Origin of the sequence: Alicyclobacillus dauci (assembly GCF_026651605.1) — a bacterium.
Lineage (GTDB): Bacteria > Bacillota > Bacilli > Alicyclobacillales > Alicyclobacillaceae > Alicyclobacillus > Alicyclobacillus dauci.
On sequence record NZ_CP104064.1, the window covers coordinates 602,805 to 620,258 of the forward strand.

Sequence of the window (17,454 nt, forward strand, 5' to 3'; positions counted from 1 at the left end):
TATGGACTACTACACCAAATCAGTACACTTATGTCCCCGACGAATTGGGACCATTTGAAGCGGTAGCTAGCGATGAGTATAACTACTTGTTTTTCACTAAATCGTCAAACCCTAATGTAGTTGTTGACAATCGAATTTGGAACCGGATTAAAGCTTCTTTGCCTTCAGAGTACGTATTGCCGAACTCCGCCACGACAGCCGTCTTTAAATCAATGAGTGGTGATTATTATAACGCTTTGTTTTTAGCCCAAGTATCAAACCCTGATGTATTCGTTGACGATGACATTTGGAATCGGATTAAAGTTTCTTTGCCTTCAGAATACGTATTGCCGAACCCCGGTACGACAGCCGTTTTTGAACCAATGAGCGGTGATTATTATAACGCTTTGTTTTTAGATCACGTATCAAATCCTGGTGTATTCGTTGATGATCAGATTTGGAACCGGATTAGAGCTTCTTTGCCTTCAGATTACGTACTGCCGAATCCCGCAACGGCAACCGTCTTTGAATCAATGAGCGGTGATTACTATAACGCTTTGTTTTTGACCAAATTACCAAATTCCGATGTCTTTGTAGACGATCGGATTTGGAATGGAATTACGGCTTCTTTGCCTCCTAACTATGTGGTTCCGAACTCCGCTACAAAACTTGTCTTTGAGCGGATGCGTGCTGATTACTATAACGCTTTGTTTTTAACCAAATTGTTAAATTCCGATGTCTTTGTTGACGATCGGATTTGGAATCGGATTACGGCTTCTTTGCCGCCAAACTACGCGCTGCCGAACCCCGTTACGATGTCCTTCCGCAAATCACCGAGCGTTGGACCACAGAGACAGAGAAAACCTGAGAATACAGCACTTAATTAAACCAGAGTAAGTTCAAACAAGTTGCCGTCACTCCCCCCTTCAGCCAGCAATGTGAAGGGGGAATTCACGCTATCTCGGGTTAACGGCCTCCCAGAATCCCTCTCCAAACAAACTAAAAATAAAATGCGATAAATGGCTCATTTTAGTGTCCAGCCTACCTACCCATCGCCCAAAACGCGAGAATGGAGTCGACACTGACGCGGCTCGATTGTACTGAGCATGTTCAACGCCTACCGGATCGGGATATTTCTAGTCCGCATAGCGAGGTTTAAACCTGGTGCCTGGTTTGTCTCCAGCTCCGTGAGAAGAGACCTGTCTAAAAGTTATATACATAATCGGCAGCAGCGTCACCGCCTTTCATGACGGAAGTGGCTCACATAGATTTCTGCATATTTTTTACTATATTGGACTTTTTGATGGCACCTCGTTGTCCGAAACTGCGTAGAGTGGTCAAGATAGTTAAACAAACCATTGAGGTGTCCTATATATGAAGGCAGTCAAAGCAAGCCTCGATTAAATCCGCACGTACGTGATGCTTGTACTAAAGCTTACAAAAGGAGAATGATGATGAAGGCTGTCGTAACTGGGGGTGCCGGATTTATAGGTTCGCATCTGGTTGATGAGCTTGTTGGCAAAGGTGCAGAAGTTCATATAGTCGATAATATGTCATCCGGACATTTTGATAATGTACATCCCTTTGTCACTTTTCACCCCGTCGACATACGTAGCGATGAGGCACGAAAAATCGTCCTGCACATCAAGCCTGATTTCATCTTCCATTTAGCCGCTCAGACAAACGTACATCAGTCTGTCCTCCAGCCGACGTATGATGCTGATGTAAATATTGTCGGCACACTAAACGTACTTCAAGCTTCTCAGGAAGCTTGTGTTAAAAAAGTTATCTTTGCTTCCAGTAGTGCGGTTTACGGAAATTCGTTAAAGGAACTCATTTCTGAAGAAGACGTAGTGGCTCCCGTTTCTTATTACGGTTTGTCAAAGTTATCAGCTGAGTCGTATATTCGCCTGTTTCATCAGTTATACGGACTCCAGTATACGATTTTGCGTTACGGGAACGTTTATGGGCCCAGACAAGCAGCAGACGGAGAAGGTGCAGTGGTATCTGCTTTCGTAGAAAGAATCAAACAAGGTTTACCTGTCCGCATCCACGGTGATGGTAATCAGACGCGTGATTTTATATATGTAAAGGACGTCGTTCGAGCAAATATCGCTGCTGTAAGTCGTGGAACTGGCGAAACCATACATGTTAGTACCGCTCAGAGAACACCGGTAAATCACCTAGTTAAGATGCTTGAAGTAATTAGTGGTTCCAAGATAAGTACTGTTCGTGTAGCCGAAAGAAATGGCGACATCAAGCATAGCTGCCTTGACAACACGAGGGCTCGCGAATTGCTTCTATGGCATCCGCGAATCGATATTTTTCGCGGATTGACTGAAACATGCAACTTCTCACGGTCAAAATAATCACTGTGTCATAACAGAAAATCTTCGCTTTCTCGGAACACGTCGAGGAGTATTGAAACTCAGATTTGTACATTGTTACGCCTGATTAACTTCTATTTGATCACGCTATGCTTTCCCACCGACAGGGAGATGAAGACATGAGGCTAAAAGATTTGATGGGGACTTATAACGCCATTTTCAGTTTAGGGGATCTTTGTTTGGCCTCGATTCAGCTGAGGAAAAACAATTTGAGACCATTTGCCGGAGTATTAGACTGGATGGCCTCGCCTTCGTTATCGGACGTTAATCGTCTCTTGCGTAATCGGTTTGCAGGTTTCATGGAGATGTCTAATTTGCGAGTTATTGGCTATGCCGGTACTTACGCCGAAGATGACACCATCTGCGTATCGGATGATGCTTATAATATCGTTTCTAACCATGATTTTCTTACAAACAAAAATACAATTTCCAATTTATCTGGGTACAGCGAAGTAAGGTATAAATTGGATAGACGGATTCAACGATTTTTAGAAAAAGCAGCTACTTGTGAGAAGATACTCTTCATCAGAACTGAGGGAGCCTTTAAGGAAGTCTTAGAACTCCACGAGACGTTATCTGGTTTGGTCAAAAATGACTTTCGCATACTCATCATTAACCACACCAATGTTAGCGGAATTGTTGAAAAGCATTGGCCAATAGACAAAGTATGCGCCATTGAGCTTCCGGATAAGGACAAATGGAACGCCAATGATCATTATTGGAGCTCAATTTTAACTGACATTCATCTTAATTTTTGAATACTTGGATCACGCGATTGCTGTGGAGACAAAATGTTTAAAATAATTAAATTTTATTTATAGGGTCAGGAGGGACAACATTGTTCAATGATTCAGTTGCGGCAGTTACAGGTGGCACGGGTACATGGGGTTCCGAACTTGTACGCCAATTGTTGTCCGAGGGTACGAAAAAAGTTGTCGTGCTTTCCAGAAACGAGACCAGTCAAGTAGAAATGAGAAGAGCCTTCGATGATCCTAGACTAAATTTTTGCATTTGTGATATTCGAGACAAGAAAGCAGTGGCCAGTGCGTTAGTTGGTGTGGACTATGTGTTTCATTTGGCTGCATTGAAACATGTACACATATGTGAAGAACACCCTCTGGAAGCTTTAAAGACAAATGTTATTGGCACTCAAAATGTAATTGAGGCAGCGATAGAAAATGGAGTTAAAAAGGTTATTAACGCGTCTACAGACAAAGCAGTAGATCCAACTAACTTTTATGGTATGACCAAAGCAGTTGCCGAGAAGCTTATGGTTTACGCGAACCTACTCGATTTGGGTACAAAGTTTATTAACGTCAGAAGCGGGAATATCCTTGGGTCAAATGGGAGTGTACTCAACTTATTTCTAAAAGATATCTACGAGAGGAACCAGGTCAGCATTACTGATAGACGAATGACTCGGTTCTTCTTAACGAAAGAGGAATCTGCAAAGCTGGTATTAAAGGCCGCAATGATTGGGAACGGTGGAGAGATTTTTGTAATGAACTTGCCAGCATGCCGAATCATAGATTTAGCTGAAGTATTGATTGAGGAGTCTGGGAAAACGAATGTGAACATTGTCGAGTGTGGGGTAAGACCCGGGGAAAAACTCGATGAAAAACTGATTTCTAGTCAGGAAGTCCAGAAAACGTTTATCTATGACAAAGACTGTTTAGTTGTCCTTCCAGACATTCCGGGATTGAGACAACATTATTCTAAATGCGTGCCTGTAAAAAGACGTACGTATTCCTCGGGAGAAAGCTCAATGACAAAAACAGAAATCAAACAAATGCTTGTAGATGGCGGATTCTTGAAGGGTTAGCCAAAAACTTTAAGTAGTTCAAAGAACACCGAGGTTTACATCATAAATCCGTTGTGTATGTAGCTAAGAGTATAAGCAATGCTTGGCATAGGCTAAAGGATGACACTTTTCGTTTATGCCAAGCATAGGCGTTCACAAGGGACGTTTCGAAGTGACAAGGTGAGTGAGCTGATTAAGGTGGACCCCTTTGTCAAGACACTGATTTTTTAGTTTAAGTTATGAAGTCTTATTACTGATTTTTCAGATAGCATTGGGAGGGTGTAATGCATTTCGACCCTCTTGGAAATAGATTTCAGCCGGTGTCAGATATCCGAGTGATTGGTGTGGGCGGTCGTAGTTGTACTCATTAATGAATTTGCCAATCTGTTGTCTGGCTTCCTTTGGGCTGTTGTACTCTTGTAGATAGACGTGGTCATACTTCAACGTCCTCCAGAAGCGCTCGGTGATGATGTTGTCGAGTGCCCTGTTTTTGCCGTCCATACTGATTTGGACCCCAGCTTCTTTGAGCAGGTTTGTGTATTGGTCGCTGGTGAAATGGCTACCTTGGTCGCTGTTCCAAATCACTGGTTTGGCTTGGCGTAAGGCTGAGCGGACTGCAGTCAGAACGAATGGCATTTCAAGGGTGTCATCCAATTGCCAGCTCACGACATAGCGTGAGTACCAGTCAATCACCGCTACCAGGTACATCCATCCGTGTTTGAGGCGGATATAGGTAATGTCGATTCCCCAGACGTGATTCGGATAACTTGGTGTCACATTGCGCAACAAGTACGGGTAAATCTTGTGCTTCAGGTTGCGTTTGCTCAGGTTTGGGCCTGGATAAATTGCTTCGATGCCCATCTCCCGCATGCAGCGCTGTACACGCTTCCGGTTTACTTCCCAACCTTCACGTCGCAACATGTGCACGATTTTACGGCTGCCATAAGTCGGGTGTGCAGTGTATATTTCATCGATCTGATGCTTCAGTCTTACCTCATCTTCCGACGGCTGCACGGGCTTATAATAGAGGCTGGATCGGCTTAGGCTCAGGAGATGAGCTTGGGTACGCAGGGGAACCTTTTCGTTCTCTCGCTCCACCATGGACGTACGCTCACTCCTTGTCCGGATTGATGCCACTCTTTTTTTAGCCACTCCAGTTGAGTGGTGAGTTGACCGACCTTGGCGTAGAGTCGTTCGATTTTCTGCTCCTGTGCCTTCTGTTCTTTGACCGCCTTCCGTTCATCTACGAACAAGCTGGACATGTTCTCTAGGGCGACTTTCTTCCACTGGCTCAATTGCACCGGGTGAACACCGTACTCCGAAGCAATCTGCGCCATGGTTTTTTCCTCTTTTAGAATCTCTTGGACGACTTTGGCTTTGAACTCGGGTGTGTACTGTTTTTTCATAGGCATAGTGTAACCCAACTGTCCTCCTATCTGGTGTCCGGATTCTTGGGTCCACTATAGATTGTCATCAGATAAGACATTGTCGATCTTCTATGGCCTATCTGGAGGATTAAATGAAAATGAGAATTTTATTTGCTTACTACCGTTATTCACCTTATACTAATGGGCCCTCCACTTATATAGACACATTGCGTAAAGAGTTACAACGACAAGGTCATCAGGTTGATCTGCTGACCCATGATCCAGATTGGATTCATCTTCAATTAAGCAATGGTAATAAAATTAACAAAATTAATGTAAAGGCACAACTTGTACAACAATGGCATACATGGTACTTGTCGCGCTTTCATCCGTGGGTCTTTTGGCGTGAAATGGAGCGCTATGCTCTGGAGCGGTCAATCGGCAAATTGAATATTGGACAGTACGACCTTATCCACTGTCATGACTTTATCATGGCACGAGCAATCGGCCGATTAAAGCCGTCGTATATCCCACTCGTCGTGTCCTTGCATAATTGCAAATACCATGAGGCAATTATTACGGGGAATTTTTATAGCAAAACTTTGTCAGAACAACAATATATTCAAAGTGAAGAATATCTCGGAGCAATGTCAGCAGATAAAATTCTCGTTCCAAGCTGTTGGTTAAAGCAGCAGTTAATCAAAATCGGTGTAGATAGTTCGAAAATCCATGTGTATCCCTACGGTGTTTCAAAGGAGCCATTTGAGAAGCGATCTGATGGTCAATTGGATAGAATCGAAAGTTCTTCTAATAAGGTGATCCTTTGTCTAGGGCGGTTGGTTGATATTAAAGGACACCGTTATTTGATCAAAGCTCTGAAGCTTATTCAAGATGAAAGAGATGACTTTGTTTGTTGGATTGCGGGTGATGGTCCCCTTCTTAAAGAACTTCAAAAGATGGCAAATGATTGTGGTGTGCGAGATCGGATTTCCTTTCTGGGTAAACGCAAGGACGTTCCTTCTCTTCTTAAGGCAAGCGACCTAGTGGTTCTTCCATCCCTACACGATACCTTTCCATTAGCTCTTCTTGAAGGTCAACTAGCGGGCAGACCGGTCATCGGTACCAACGTAGGTGGTATTCCAGAAATTATCGAACACGGGAACAATGGTTTTCTGGTTTCACCACGTGACAGTCAATCACTAGCCCATACAATCACCCTTCTCCTTCGTGATGACGTACTTCGTCAATCATTGGGGCGTCAAGCTGAAAAATGGGCTTTAACCCATGCAAATGTTGCCGAGCACGTAAAACAAATTCTTAGTGTCTATAAAGAGCTAAGAAATACGTCTAACAACATCTCCAGTTATTCTTGCTCATTTCATTCTTGGAAGCCGGATGTGGAACTTCTTGTACGAATTTCAACCAACCCGGGATATGATCCTAGTTTTGAACAGGGTTTATTAACATATCGTAACAAGATCCCGTCGGATATTCCTATAAGTAGTGGCATAAAATTGAATTACGTTCATTTGTTTGATTCATTAGGTGTGAACTTACAGACAGCGGAAATTGATAAGAACGGGGAGTTTGTTTTTCATTGGATTCCGAAAGGTAACTATATACTAAGGAGTACGATTTCCAAGCTCGGTGATCAAAGCATTAGTATTTGAGCGACCTTTTTTCATTCCATTAAGCAGGATGAGCAAATTAACTTGTCCCTCATTACCTTGCTTTTGCCTGCCATTTCGCCGCAAAATTCGTGAAGGATCGTACTTTTTAAGAACGATGCAAAATCAATAATACCAGCATTCAATCCCCGTTTTAGTTGCCTAGCTCCAATAGGCCAAGCGTTCCTCTTTAACTTTCAATGCACGTTTGTTCTCTCCTAGCTTCACTCACGGGACAAGAGAATGGCTAGTCGATGAACCCCTTTTCCTTACTTCCTTTTAAATTTGAGCCCTTTTTAATTAAAGCATGGCAGTTGTAATCGTCCGGCTTGTCCGCCGCAACATATTGTGGATTGAAGACAAGGTAATTTCCTGATTTTTGTCTTCCTTGTATTAATTCCGTTAAACCCAAAATGGAGGAATACACTATGGCGGTAAAGACATTTACAAATAACAGCCCGGCATCTTTACAGATCACGCTGTTTGTTCGACAAGGAGATGACCCGGTCAACCAGGACGGAACGGTCTCTTTTACTCTAAATCCGGGACAGTCGCAAACCATCACCTACGGTGACGGTCAGAACTCGTTCTTGAACGGTCTTGTATTGTTTACTATCTTCCAGGGCGATCTGTACAGTAAAGTCCAATTTGTCACCGTCACGTCAAGTGAACTGGATAACCTTCTAAATACAAACGATGTGATTACTTTCACGAAGGTCATGACGGATTACGTAATATCCGGAAGTAACACGGCTTTGAATGCGGTGAATAACGCTCAAACAACAGCTCAGATGCGTGCTGCTATAGAAAACCCAGCATTGGGTCTTAATCTCACGGCATATAATGGTCTTACTGATGCACAAAAAAATCAGGTAGCTACACGGGTGTTGAATAATAGACCAGTATCCGGGTATCCAACAGTCGCTAGTGTCCAGGCGGCATTAGACTTGGCGGTTAACTCGATTGTCGATGCTAACAATGTATTCGTGCGTGCCGGATCCGTGGGGGGCAATGGAAGCAGAGCGAATCCCTTTGGTACGATCAGCGAGGGCATTGCCGCTGTCAATCCCGGGGGAACGGTTAATATCTTAAGCGGTACCTACCCCATCACATCTCAGATTACGGTCACGAAACCTGGTATTACTTTGAAAGGGGAACCGGGAACAATTCTTTTATTACAGGCCAACCTCATTCCGTTGTTGATTTTGGCCAATGATACAACCGTTAATGGATTAACCATGACGAGTGACATTCCTTACCAAAATGAATTTATCCAAGTTGGAGGGGCGAATACAACCCTGGTTAACAACACAATATATGGCCCACCGCAAGCGTTGCCAATGTCAAATTGGGTAGTAAACCGTGCAGTTGTCCCGCAGGTAGGCGTACAAAACTTAACGGTTCAAAATAATACGTTTCATACGCTGCGTACGGGTATGTACATTAATCCGAATGTAACTGGAGCCATCAATAATAATGTCGTGTACAACACCAAAGGTGGTTTCTTAGTGGATCGGGCCTTCACTACTTTTAACGGAAATTCTTGGGGGACGCCTCCCAATGAGTATGATATTGTTTTGCTGGCAGGAACAACTACGGGATATCCCTACAACGACTTGGCCGCATTAAGCGCGGCAAATCATAACGCAACCATTTCAGATCAACGACTACAAGCATAAGATCTCTAAGCACCCATAAAATGTTATACTCTACAATAATTATCAATACTAAAGGAACAATTGATCCCGGGGAATGAACCATCATATACTCAGGGTGAAGGAAGAGGAATTGGGAGAAATCCTAATTCCTCAACCCTTTTCCCTGCTTTATGTCTCCGATAGATGTTCTAAAGGATAGCATCGCTCTGCGGAGGTTCTCAACCCAATGATACCTCGAGCAACTCCTCTCTGTGTATTCCAAGTAGTCAAGTTACATATTCGATCTACCTCAGGGCGCGTTGATACAAGATGTGAACAGGAAGGCTGTCGCGTTCGACGGCGTCGGAACAGAACACGTCTTCCCTGTGTTGCCCGGCTGTTTCATGACTAAAAAGTTAGGGGGCAAGTTTGTGAAGCTTAATTTCCCGGTTAAAGACATACTGAATGAGTTTTTCTTGATCCATTTCAGAAATACGTAAAGATTTAATAGTTCAATCATGATTCTATATAGTTAGAGATGAGTCCGACTCAAGTCTGACCACAACAGGTACTCCGGCCCGATGTCACAAGACATGATTTCGAGGACAATACTCCTGTGATCACATATGAGTCGGTAACCGCCTCTGTTCATTTTCAGTTCACAAAAATGGGTTACTGTGGTCCTAGGTTCGGTTATATAGGAGGAGTTAGAATGAATCACCCAAATGAACGGAAACGGGCGCCTGAATCGAATTGGGCGGTCGAGGCGCAAGGGCTGGTCAAATTCTTTGGCAACAATCGAGCGGTCGATGGGGTAGATATGAGGGTCCGTACGGGTACAATCTATGGTGTGCTCGGTCCAAACGGTGCAGGGAAGACCACCACTATCAGAATGTTGTCCACATTACTCAAAGCGGATGCAGGGACAGCTCGCATCTTCGGATATGACGTTGTACGTGAACCACAGATTGTACGTCAATTGATTGGGGTGACGGGTCAGTACGCTTCTGTTGACGAGACATTAAGTGCGACTGAGAACCTGGTCATCTTTTCACGACTGCTCGGGCTTGGACGTGCAGAAGCGAAGCGCAAGGCCGCGGAGCTGCTTGAGGAATTCGGCTTGTCGGAAGCTGCAAAACGCCCGCTAAAGAAGTTTTCCGGTGGTATGCGTCGCCGACTAGACCTAGCGGCGAGCCTGATTGCACAACCACCGCTCATCTTTCTGGATGAGCCGACTACCGGGCTTGACCCGCGTACGCGTTCGCAGATGTGGGACACCATCCGCAGACTGGTGAACACCGGGTCGACCGTACTTTTGACGACGCAGTACCTGGATGAAGCCGATCAACTGGCGGATCGTATAGCGGTTATTGACCACGGACGGGTTGTCGCAGAGGGCACCGTAGATGATTTAAAAGCGTCCGTCGGCACGTCATCGCTGCAGTTGCGAGTTCAAAATACAGGGGACATACCGAATGCCTGTCGGGCAGTTGAACAGATCCTCGGAGTGCAGGCCATCGTGTCACCGGAAGCGGGGAAAATAACAGCTCCGATGGCGCATGCCGACCGGGTGACCGATCTCCTCATTTCCTTCCGCGAGGCAGGGATTGGTTTAGCAGAGATCAGTGTGCAAAAGCCGACTCTTGACGAGGTGTTTCTGACCATTACAGGGCATGGTGTCGAGGACGCCTCAAGTCCGTCTGATGACGCAGACGATAAGGAGGAGATGCGCGCATGAGAAGCACCCAACTCATTACTCCTGGTACCGACCGCCAGTTAAAAAACCACACGAGCCTCGGCCAGTCCGTGCGAAACTCGTTTACGATGGCTTATCGCGGGTTGTTGAAAATCCGCCGTACACCTGAGCAACTGTTTGACGTGACTTTTCAACCTATTATTTTTACCCTGATGTTCACCTATATCTTTGGCGGCGCGATTTCCGGAAACGTGCAGAACTATTTACCGGTCATCATCCCCGGAATCCTTGTGCAGACGGTCATCACCACGTCCATTGTAACTGGCGTGCAATTGAGGGAAGACATGGACAAGGGCGTGTTTGACAGGTTCAAGTCACTCCCCATCGCACGCATTGCCCCGTTGGCGGGCGCCCTTTTAGCAGATACTGTGCGATACACGATCGCGACGGTGCTCACGTTCGCGATGGGTTATATCATGGGATACCGGCCGGGCGGTGGCCTTGGTCACGTGGTGATTGCGGCGATTCTCGTTATCGCGTGTTCCTGGGCCATCAGCTGGATCTTCGCGTTCTTCGGGGTCATTGCCCGGACCGCATCGAGCGTGCAGGGTCTTTCGATGATCATCCTGTTTCCGCTCACATTCCTGTCAAATGCCTTCGTGCCGGTGAAGACGATGCCACATTGGCTCCAGTGGTTTGTGAACGCGAACCCCGTTTCGCACCTTGTCACCGCAGTTCGGAACCTTGCCAACACCGGATTGATAGGGAGCGATCTCGCTCTTTCTCTCATCGGTGCTGCAGTCGTGGTCGTGGTGTTTGCACCACTGACTGTTCGTGCCTATATGCGCCGGACTTGAGGGAGAGGCAAGATGTGGGCTGAGGGCTGCCTCGTTCGCCAGATGACTGACTGCGAAAATACAGCGGGAAGAACAACCCCCACAGGGCCTACTGTGGGGGGCTATTGTTGAAAAGCGGCTGGACTAACACTCAAATTCCATCCAGTTAGCAAACATCTGTTGCAAATAACTACCTTAAAGTGTCTAAGCATCAGGACCGTTATCTTATTCATCGCGATCCAGTAATATGGTAAGTTGCTTGGGCGTGGGTACACTACCCTCCATCGGAGGGATGTTGTTTGAGAACCAGACTGCTCATGTTAGGCTCTTTGTTCGGCTTGTTTTGCAGCCTTCCTGTTATTACGGCTAATGCATCAACGGATACCATGTTGCAGGCTGCTTTTATTCGTAACGGGGACTTGTGGGTAAAGATAAATGGCACAGAGAGACAGATAACACGGGAGAAGTCGGTGTCATCTCCAAGATGGTCGTACGACGGAAAGTGGATCGCTTATTTTGTTACAGCAGATTCTGAATTTAATGACAAAAATACACTTCGCGTAAGAAATGTTAAAACCAATCAAGATACCATAGTTGCCGTTTTTCAGAACCACACCTGCGAGAATATCGCGTGGTCACCGAAGAGTGATGTTTTGGCCTTTCAAAACGGCACCATCTTAAACGATATCGCTATGAACAACATTCGCGAGCAGGGGTTTCGGAACGTGTCGTTAGGTGTAGCACAATTTGCATGGTTGCCAGATGGAAATGGATTTCTCGTCTCTTCGTCGGCTCAATTACTTCCAGATGGATGGACACGCGCTCGACTTTATGCGATCTCTCTATCCCCAGGTAAATCACTGATCAATACCGCCACTCCGTTTTACGATCTGCCAAAAGAAGTGGACGTGTCAGGTACGAAGGTATTGGTCATTGGCACATCGACTTTTAAGTGGTCCCCCATCAAAAATGGATTGCGTTCATAGTTCATCCAACCGCCTCATGGTCAGCAGACAGTAATGTCCTGTGCGTTCTATCGTCGGATACGAAGCGATTGATCCCAGTTGCGGAAATGCTTGATCGCAGTGATTGGTTTCAATGGGCACCCCATTCAAGTGAGCTTGCTTTTATTACGGGAGGCGGGCGCTTTATCACTGAGAATAAACACATCGGTGTTGCTTCTGCCCCTCAGTTTAAGCTGATTGATTCGTTCACGCCGAAGGGGTTTGTTGACAATGCATTCACGTGGAACGATGATACGTCGTTGATCGTTTCTAGAGCGAAGGAAGGTGAGTATCAGGCGAAGCTCCCTGCGCTGCAGTTGCCATCGTTATACAATGTGCAATGGCAAAACAAGTTGTGCGTCGAGATACGAGTCCACCGTTCAATTTAGGCGATTATCAGCCGATGTGGCATCAAAAGAGCCAAAGCCTCATCTGGGTGCGTTCAAGTGATAGATATTCATCCATATGGCTCACTGACAAGGACGCATCAAGGCAAATCCCTTGGATTACAAACATCAGCAGGGAGGAGTGGACACCTTACTGGTCGATGTGGAACAAGTTGATTGATATTCGTTGAGAGCCACCATAGGAGATTGCGGGGCAGCATTCGGATTATTGCAAGGGTGTCCATCATGAATTTTAAAGAATGTAACCTGTCAGAGAATCTCTTGCTTATAATAATTCTTGCTTGGGTGTTACTAACTCCAATGATAGATTTGACTAGGGCAGTACCGCTGACTTTATGGTCGCTGATTTCGGTTGTGGATTCGTATTTTTACGCTCAAATTTGTTTCAAAAGAACAACGCTGTGGGGTGACTGGAGCATGGCTATGCCTATAAAATATCTTCTTGGAAATAAAATCTATTTACGCTCGCTCGAACAGACGGATGTGGAGTTCATGCATCAGTTCGTAAACAACGACGTTGAAGCGAGACGGCTGACTGGAACACAAAACTGTTTCACACTCGCACAGATAGAGGCGTATATAGGTAGCCAGGGGCACGATGACAGTAGGGTTGTCTTTGGAATTGTTCGTCACGAAGATGATCAAATGGTTGGAGAAGTTGTACTGAATGATATCGATCGCAACAATCGAAGTGCGAATTTCCGTATCGCGATTTCCGATCCCTTTACTGGGCAAGGATACGGTACAGAAGCTACACGTTTAATGCTGGATTATGGCTTCGGCATGTTGAACTTACACCGCATTGAGCTCGATGTATATACGATCAATGAGCGGGCAGCTCATGTTTACGAAAAAGTTGGATTTAAACGGGAGGGAGTCAAAAGACAAAACTGGTATTTCAATCATCAGTACTACGACTCCATTGTAATGAGCGTTCTGGAAAATGAATTTCGTGCGATGAAAACAACAAAATGAGTCTGCCTTTAGGTATAGACTAGAGGTACATGTGTATTAGACTCACATCGCCATGTTGAGAACTATGGATTTATTTTAGTGAACCCAAACTGTTCTCGTGGTGTTCGGCCATAGGGTTCCACGACAGAACGGGAAAACAAAAGGCTATGATGACGTTTCATCATAGCCTATAACTCGGTCCACTCAACAGAGTTATTTAATGTGGACTTTTGCTGTTCCTTGAAACCTTAATACCTGAGCCGCCAGATTTCTGAGTAGATGGACTTTTGCTGTTCCTTGAAACCTTAATACCTGAGCCGCCAGATTTCTGAGTAATCTCAAAAACAACTTTTCCCTTTACATTTGATACGTCTATCCTGTAGACCTTCTGTGCGCCGGGCTCCAGAGTATCTAACAGTGTAATTTGGTCATCGAGATAGACGGGTAATGATTCTTTTGTTAACGAATCTGTATCGTATACATTCATGTTGAATTGACGACTAAATGTTTCGTTATTGTTTTTAACCTTCACGTAAAGGCTATCGTCGTCTTTCTTCTTAGGAATCGTACAGCGTGATACGTTGGTTCGTGACATACAATCCCTCCAACACTTTATTCTTTATCTTTTTTGAGCGATTTAATAGCATCAAGGATAACTTTGCGATTATCGTTTTCTCCTTGTAATAAACCACTCAGTGTATTAGCGAGGCTGGAGATTAGGGCTTCGATATTGTTGGAATTCTGGCCTCCCCTTAATGCCTCCAACATAGTGAGTGTAGATATAGTCATGGCGATATAAACACCGCTGTTATCGGTGTAGTTTATGATGGTGTTGTTTCCGTTTGTAAGGGTATTGTGCCCAGCGTCGGCTGTCGAATCAGCATCTGCATCAGCATCTGCATCTGCATCTGCATCTGCATCGGCATCGGCATCGGCATCGGCATCGGCATCTGCATCGGCATCGGCATCGGCATCGGCATCTGCATCTGCATCTGCATCTGCATCTGCATCTGCATCGGCATCGGCATCGGCATCGGCATCGGCATCGGCATCGGCATCGGCATCGGCATCGGCATCGGCATCGGCATCGGCATCTGCGTCGGCATCGGCATCTGCATCTGCATCTGCATCTGCATCTGCATCTGCATCTGCATCTGCATCTGCATCTGCATCTGCATCTGCATCTGCATCGGCATCGGCATCGGCATCGGCATCGGCATCGGCATCGGCATCGGCATCGGCATCGGCATCGGCATCGGCATCGGCATCGGCATCTGCATCGGCATCTGCATCTGCATCTGCATCTGCATCTGCATCTGCATCTGCATCGGCATCGGCATCGGCATCGGCATCGGCATCTGCATCGGCATCGGCATCTGCATCGGCATCGGCATCTGCATCTGCATCTGCATCGGCATCTGCATCTGCATCTGCATCTGCATCTGCATCAGCATCAGCATCTGCATCGGCATCTGCATCTGCATCTGCATCGGCATCGGCATCGGCATCGGCATCGGCATCGGCATCGGCATCTGCATCGGCATCGGCATCGGCATCGGCATCGGCATCGGCATCTGCATCGGCATCTGCATCGGCATCTGCATCGGCATCTGCATCGGCATCTGCATCGGCATCAGCATCAGCATCAGCATCCGCATCCGCATCCGCATCAGCATCCGCATCAGCATCCGCATCAGCATCAGCATCAGCATCAGCATCAGCATCAGCATCAGCATCAGCATCAGCATCAGCATCAGCATCCGCATCCGCATCAGCATCAGCATCCGCATCCGCATCAGCATCCGCATCCGCATCCGCATCAGCATCCGCATCAGCATCAGCATCAGCATCAGCATCCGCATCCGCATCCGCATCAGCATCCGCATCAGCATCAGCATCAGCATCAGCATCTGCATCGGCATCGGCATCGGCATCGGCATCGGCATCGGCATCGGCATCGGCATCGGCATCTGCGTCCGCATCTGCGTCCGCATCGGCATCGGAGTCAGAATCGGTATCCGCTATCGCTCTCGCATTAGAATCTGAATCCGCGTCAGCATCTGAATCCGCGTCAGCATCTGAATCCGCATCAGCATCAGCATCAGCATCAGCATCGGCATCTGCATCTGCATCTGCATCTGCATCGGCATCTGCATCGGCATCTGCATCAGCATCAGCATCAGCATCAGCATCAGCATCAGCATCAGCATCAGCATCAGCATCAGCATCAGCATCAGCATCAGCATCAGCATCAGCATCCGCATCAGCATCCGCATCAGCATCAGCATCCGCATCAGCATCAGCATCAGCATCCGCATCAGCATCAGCATCCGCATCCGCATCCGCATCAGCATCCGCATCCGCATCCGCATCCGCATCCGCATCAGCATCAGCATCAGCATCAGCATCAGCATCCGCATCAGCATCAGCATCAGCATCAGCATCAGCATCAGCATCAGCGTCAGCCTTCGCTATCGCCTTTGCGTTGGTATCCGCATCGGCATCCGCGTCCGCGTCACCATCCACCCCGGCTCTCGCTTTCGAATCGCTTTTTGATATATCCTTCTCCAGTTCATCTCTATGATCGTCGTTTCTACCCAATTTATTGTCCTCCTTTCTATTTGGATTATTGTATTAAGCGATCTCTCTGCCTGTTCAGGGCGAAGTCATCAATGTTAGCTAGGGTATAGCTGAAAAATGTTGGGCTTTATAGACAAGTAAATAGGGTTTCATAAGTCTCATATAAAAGGTAGAGTTATCGAAGCTGGCGCCAGTCCCTTAGGGACTCTTGAGTTACGGTGACCATGACGATCCGCTGGGTAGGCCTTGGACGGCAAGCGAAGTCTGAAGAGCATTGCCGGTGTCATAACGACAGTGTGAACGACTGAATTGCCAGGGTTCTGTTAATTGACGTCGTTGGATTAAATAAAATGACTCCTGATCACTCAGGAGTCACCGCTTAACTGCGTAGGACTTTTAATTTGCAGCGAAGTGTTTAGACAAGCATGCCACTCTTTGTTTAGTAAACTTCACTTGTCACCATCATTGTCATCATTATTCTGTTTGTCAGCCAAAGTCTCTGTGTCGCGCACTTGTTTCTTAGCTGTAGAATCCTGATCACGTTTTTGCTTTTTAGCTAAGGCATCCGCGTCGCGCTGTTGCTTCTTAGCCGCAGAATCCTCATCACGTTTTTGTTTCTTAGCCGCAGCATCTCCATCACGTGTTTGCTTCTCATCCAGGGCATCATCATTGTTAGGTCCAGAAGTCATATGAATAATCACTCCTCTTTATTCAATCTCGCAGCATTGTATGAAAAGCGAAATCAAACGTTACGAACGATTGCCTAGTAGATCGTTTCTTAAATATCGTAATTAATATAGGTTTCTGGTATCCTAGATGTAGGAGGGGATACCAATGGGCAATCGCCGCAGGAAACCGATGCTGGTGCTATCCGAAGAAGAGCGTTCACTGCTACAGAAGGTCTCACAGTCTAGGACAGAGCAAGTTCGTCGCGTGGAGCGCGCCAAGATATTGCTGCAATTGGAGAGCGGTGCATCTGCACAAGCTGTCGCGAAGACGTTGGATACCAACGCAGTCAAGGTTCATCGGTGCCTGAACAAGGCGTTGCAGTTTGGCATCTCCACAGCATTGGTATGCGTCAAATTCTTCACACCTAGCGAGGATACCGGATTCCTGAAAGAATGCAGTTAAAACTTTCA

The 17,454-nt window shown here is 46.3% G+C and carries 17 protein-coding genes; 12 read left to right on the forward strand and 5 right to left on the reverse strand.

What is annotated here, in order from left to right; genetic code table 11:
- Positions 1-44 precede the first annotated feature (44 nt).
- The 4 genes from NZD86_RS02995 (at position 45) to NZD86_RS03010 (ending at position 4,188) form a co-directional block, all read left to right on the forward strand.
- Positions 45-866, forward strand: coding sequence for a hypothetical protein (locus tag NZD86_RS02995; protein ID WP_268045012.1), 822 nt, complete (start codon positions 45-47; stop codon positions 864-866).
- 567 nt (positions 867-1,433) lie between these two features.
- Complete coding sequence (locus NZD86_RS03000; protein WP_268045014.1) at positions 1,434-2,348, forward strand: NAD-dependent epimerase/dehydratase family protein; 915 nt, start codon at positions 1,434-1,436, stop codon at positions 2,346-2,348.
- 137 nt (positions 2,349-2,485) lie between these two features.
- Positions 2,486-3,124, forward strand: a complete 639-nt coding sequence (locus tag NZD86_RS03005) for a DUF1796 family putative cysteine peptidase (protein ID WP_268045015.1) — start codon at positions 2,486-2,488, stop codon at positions 3,122-3,124.
- 80 nt (positions 3,125-3,204) lie between these two features.
- Positions 3,205-4,188: a polysaccharide biosynthesis protein gene (locus NZD86_RS03010; RefSeq protein ID WP_268045016.1), complete on the forward strand. Its 984-nt coding sequence runs from the start codon at positions 3,205-3,207 to the stop codon at positions 4,186-4,188.
- 240 nt (positions 4,189-4,428) lie between these two features.
- On the opposite strand, the gene NZD86_RS03015 is transcribed toward NZD86_RS03010, so the two are convergent.
- Positions 4,429-5,579 (reverse strand): IS3 family transposase gene (locus NZD86_RS03015; protein ID WP_407655237.1). Its coding sequence is split into 2 segments (ribosomal slippage): positions 4,429-5,303 and positions 5,303-5,579, totalling 1,152 coding nucleotides; the frame shifts between segments, so codons are not numbered across the junction.
- Between the two features lie 107 nt (positions 5,580-5,686).
- Between NZD86_RS03015 and NZD86_RS03020 the strand changes: the two genes are divergently transcribed.
- The gene (locus NZD86_RS03020; RefSeq protein WP_268045018.1) at positions 5,687-7,204 is read left to right on the forward strand and encodes a glycosyltransferase family 4 protein; all 1,518 of its coding nucleotides are present in this window, start codon (positions 5,687-5,689) and stop codon (positions 7,202-7,204) included.
- Between the two features lie 244 nt (positions 7,205-7,448).
- On the opposite strand, the gene NZD86_RS03025 is transcribed toward NZD86_RS03020, so the two are convergent.
- Positions 7,449-7,613 (reverse strand): hypothetical protein, encoded by a 165-nt coding sequence (locus tag NZD86_RS03025; RefSeq protein WP_268045019.1) that lies wholly within the window; start codon positions 7,611-7,613, stop codon positions 7,449-7,451.
- Positions 7,614-7,629: 16 nt separating this feature from the next.
- Here NZD86_RS03025 and NZD86_RS03030 point away from each other — a divergent pair, with 16 nt between their 5' ends.
- From NZD86_RS03030 to NZD86_RS03055, 6 genes are all read left to right on the forward strand, one after another.
- Positions 7,630-8,880 carry a right-handed parallel beta-helix repeat-containing protein gene (locus tag NZD86_RS03030; RefSeq protein WP_268045020.1) on the forward strand — a complete coding sequence of 417 codons (1,251 nt, stop codon included), beginning with the start codon at positions 7,630-7,632 and terminating at the stop codon, positions 8,878-8,880.
- A 670-nt stretch (positions 8,881-9,550) separates the two neighbouring features.
- On the forward strand, positions 9,551-10,576 hold the full coding sequence (locus tag NZD86_RS03035) for an ATP-binding cassette domain-containing protein (protein WP_268045021.1): 1,026 nt from the start codon (positions 9,551-9,553) through the stop codon (positions 10,574-10,576).
- Entirely contained in the window at positions 10,573-11,391 is an 819-nt protein-coding gene (locus NZD86_RS03040; protein ID WP_268045022.1) for an ABC transporter permease, read from the forward strand. Before NZD86_RS03035 ends, NZD86_RS03040 begins: the two co-directional genes overlap by 4 nt.
- 278 nt (positions 11,392-11,669) lie before the next feature.
- Positions 11,670-12,356: a TolB family protein gene (locus tag NZD86_RS03045; RefSeq protein WP_268045023.1), complete on the forward strand. Its 687-nt coding sequence runs from the start codon at positions 11,670-11,672 to the stop codon at positions 12,354-12,356.
- Between the two features lie 86 nt (positions 12,357-12,442).
- Entirely contained in the window at positions 12,443-12,763 is a 321-nt protein-coding gene (locus NZD86_RS03050) for a hypothetical protein (protein WP_268045025.1), read from the forward strand.
- A gap of 243 nt (positions 12,764-13,006) precedes the next feature.
- Positions 13,007-13,756, forward strand: coding sequence for a GNAT family N-acetyltransferase (locus tag NZD86_RS03055; protein WP_326492630.1), 750 nt, complete (start codon positions 13,007-13,009; stop codon positions 13,754-13,756).
- 196 nt (positions 13,757-13,952) lie between these two features.
- On the opposite strand, the gene NZD86_RS03060 is transcribed toward NZD86_RS03055, so the two are convergent.
- The 3 genes from NZD86_RS03060 to NZD86_RS03070 all read right to left on the reverse strand — a co-directional run bounded on the left by NZD86_RS03060 (position 13,953) and on the right by NZD86_RS03070 (position 17,004).
- Complete coding sequence (locus NZD86_RS03060) at positions 13,953-14,330, reverse strand: hypothetical protein (RefSeq protein ID WP_268045026.1); 378 nt, start codon at positions 14,328-14,330, stop codon at positions 13,953-13,955.
- A gap of 17 nt (positions 14,331-14,347) precedes the next feature.
- Complete coding sequence (locus tag NZD86_RS03065) at positions 14,348-16,336, reverse strand: hypothetical protein (protein ID WP_268045027.1); 1,989 nt, start codon at positions 16,334-16,336, stop codon at positions 14,348-14,350.
- Between the two features lie 428 nt (positions 16,337-16,764).
- Positions 16,765-17,004, reverse strand: a complete 240-nt coding sequence (locus NZD86_RS03070) for a hypothetical protein (protein WP_268045028.1) — start codon at positions 17,002-17,004, stop codon at positions 16,765-16,767.
- A gap of 145 nt (positions 17,005-17,149) precedes the next feature.
- Between NZD86_RS03070 and NZD86_RS03075 the strand changes: the two genes are divergently transcribed.
- The gene (locus NZD86_RS03075; RefSeq protein ID WP_268045030.1) at positions 17,150-17,446 is read left to right on the forward strand and encodes a COG3415 family protein; all 297 of its coding nucleotides are present in this window, start codon (positions 17,150-17,152) and stop codon (positions 17,444-17,446) included.
- The last annotated feature ends 8 nt before the right edge of the window (positions 17,447-17,454 follow it).